The sequence below is a fragment of the Nonomuraea sp. B5E05 genome, from assembly GCF_039880665.1.
Classification (GTDB): domain Bacteria; phylum Actinomycetota; class Actinomycetes; order Streptosporangiales; family Streptosporangiaceae; genus Nonomuraea.
In genome coordinates, this window is sequence record NZ_JBDPMJ010000077.1 from 1 (window position 1) to 2729 (window position 2729).

A 2729-nucleotide genomic window follows, 5' to 3' on the forward strand; every position below is an offset into this window, starting at 1 on the left:
TGTCGACGAGCTTGGAAAACTGACCCCCAGACAACGCGTGAAAACTGACCCCCTTCGTCACCACAGGTGACAGAAAGGGATGTGATCACAGTGGACGACTGGGCAGAGATCCGTCACCTGCACCGGGCCGAGAAGGTGCCGATCAAGGCGATCGCCAGACGGTTGGGGATCTCCAGGAACACCGTACGGCGGGCCATCCGGGCGACCGAGGTCCCCAGGTACGAGCGGGCCGCGACCGGATCGATCGTGGACGCGGCTGAGCAGCAGATCCGGGCGCAACTGGAGCTGGACCCGAAGATGCCCGCGACGGTGATCGCCGAGCGGATCGGCTGGACGAACTCGATCACCGTGCTGCGGGACCGGGTCCGGGATCTGCGGCCGGCGTATCTGCCGGTGGACCCGGTCTCGCGGACCAGCTACGAGCCGGGCGAGCTGGCGCAGTGTGACCTGTGGTTCCCCGACATCGTGCTGCCCGGCCTGGCCGTGGTGCCACCGGTGCTGGTGATGGTGTCGGGATACTCGCGGTGGGCGGTCGGCCGGATGATTCCCTCCCGGCACGCCGAGGATCTGGTGCTTGCCACCTGGGCGCTGGTGACCGAGTTCGGCGCGGTCCCCAAGGCGCTGGTGTGGGACAACGAGGGCGGCGTCGGCAAGTGGCGGCGCGGTCGCCCGCCGGTGCTGTCGGCACGGTTCAACGAGCTGCGTGGGCTGCTGGCCACCAAAGTGATCGTCCTGCCGCCGCGGGAGCCGGAGTCCAAGGGCATCGTCGAGCGGATGAACGACTACCTGGAGACCTCGTTCCTGCCCGGCCGCACCTTCACGGGTCCCGATGACTTCAACGCCCAGCTGGGCACCTGGTTCACCCTGGTCAACCAGCGGCACCGGCGGCATCTGGGATGCGCGCCCGCTGACCGGATCGCCGCTGACCGGGCGGCGATGCTGGAGCTGCCGCCGATCGAGACCGGCCAGCTCGGCTGGCACAACCAGATCCGCTTGCCGCGCGACCACTGGGTGCGGCTGGACACCTGTGACTACTCGGTCGACCCGCGCGTGATCGGCCGCCGTGTGGACGTGCGGGCCGATCTGGAACGCGTCACCGTCCGCTGCGAGGGCCGCCTGGTGGCCGAGCACGCCCGCTCCTGGGCGCCGCATCAGACCCTCACCGATCCGGGGCACGCCGCGACGGCACGGTCGCTGCGAGCCGAGGCCGCCGCCGTCAAGCTCGCCGCAGGACAGCGCCGCCCGCAGGTGATGACCGGCGCGACCGGCGCGGCTGTCGAGGTCGAGGTGGAAGAACGGGCGTTGACGGTCTATGACGACCTCACCGGTGAGCGGGAGGCGTCATGACCTCCCACACCACCTCCTCGGCCCCTTTCCCCCGTCTGGGATCAGCGTCCGTGCTGGCGGGCGCGATGCGAACCGCCGCTGACCTCCTTCAAGCCGCTCGGCTGCCGGGGACCGGCGGCCTGTCGATCACCTGTGACGAGTGCTCGATCTCCATCCAGGTCAGCCGGCACGGGGCGCCTGACCTGCTGGTCCGTCTGGCCATGCTGGACGCCCTGGCCGCCGTGCTGGGCAGCACGATCGTGCGAGATGACGATCCGGCCCGGCCCGCGGCCTGGCTGAAGATCCACGCGGTCGCCGCCGGCATTCCCGTCCGCGTCCACGCCGAACTCCGGATTTCGATCCATGGCCAGGGCGAAGCCCTGGCCATGGGCCCAGACGGCGGCACGCGCACGCATGACCCGCGCCGTTACAGGCGGCCTTTGCCACCGGGATGGCGCTGGCAGACCGAACTCGACCACACCCCGCACGACCGTGAGCACGACCGTGAGCACGGTCACGGTCCCCAGCGGGAGGTGAGGTCATCATGACGGCCAAGACCGGACGCGATGTCACCTCCGAGATCGCTTACCTGACCAGGGTGCTGAAGGCCCCCACGCTGCGTGAGGCGGTGCCCCGGCTGGCCGTCCAAGCCCGTGACCAGGGCTGGACGCATGAGGAGTTCCTGGCCGCCTGCCTGCAACGCGAGGTCGCCTCCCGCGACGCCCACGGCGCTGAGGGCCGGGTCAAAGCAGCCGGGTTCCCGGCGCGGAAGACCATCGAGGACTTCGATTTCGATCATCAGCGGTCGGTCAAACGTGAGATCGTCACCCACTTGGCCGCCCTCGACTTCATCGTGGCCAAGGAGAATGCGGTCCTGCTCGGCCCACCGGGAACGGGTAAAACGCACATAGCGACAGGAATCGGCATTCGTGCCTGTCAGGCTGGGCATCGCGTTCTGTTCGCCACCGCCGCCGAATGGGTCGCCCGCCTCGGCGACGCTCACACCAACGGCCGTCTCCACGAGGAACTCACCCGCCTCGGCCGCTACCCGCTTTTGATCTTGGACGAGATCGGCTACATCCCCTTCGAAGCCCAAGCCGCCAACCTGTTCTTCCAGCTGGTCTCGGCCCGCTACGAACGGGCCAGCTTGATCGTCACCAGCAACAAGCCGTTCGGACGCTGGGGCGAGGTCTTCGGAGACGACACCGTCGCCGCCGCGGCCATCGACCGTCTCGTCCATCATGCCGAGGTCATTTCCCTCAAGGGTGACAGCTACCGGCTGAAGAACCGAGACCTCGGACGCACACCAGCCGCCGAACGCGACACACCGTAACCACCAACAACACCACAGGGGTCAGATTTCAGACGTTGGAAAGGGGTCAGTTTTGAAGCGGTGTTGACAC

Annotated in this window: 3 protein-coding genes; all 3 read left to right on the plus strand. The window is 68.2% G+C overall.

Translation table 11 applies throughout. The features are described from left to right. The first annotated feature begins 81 nt into the window (after window positions 1-81). Genes istA through istB form a run of 3 tightly spaced genes read left to right on the plus strand, consistent with a single transcriptional unit; the run spans window position 82 to window position 2659 of the window. The gene (istA, locus tag ABGB01_RS45815; protein ID WP_347780611.1) at window positions 82-1347 is read left to right on the plus strand and encodes an IS21 family transposase; all 1266 of its coding nucleotides are present in this window, start codon (window positions 82-84) and stop codon (window positions 1345-1347) included. A 50-nt stretch (window positions 1348-1397) separates the two neighbouring features. Continuing rightward, entirely contained in the window at window positions 1398-1874 is a 477-nt protein-coding gene (locus tag ABGB01_RS45820) for a hypothetical protein (protein ID WP_347780613.1), read from the plus strand. Continuing rightward, entirely contained in the window at window positions 1871-2659 is a 789-nt protein-coding gene (gene istB, locus ABGB01_RS45825) for an IS21-like element helper ATPase IstB (RefSeq protein ID WP_347780614.1), read from the plus strand. Before ABGB01_RS45820 ends, istB begins: the two co-directional genes overlap by 4 nt. Window positions 2660-2729: the final 70 nt, after the last annotated feature.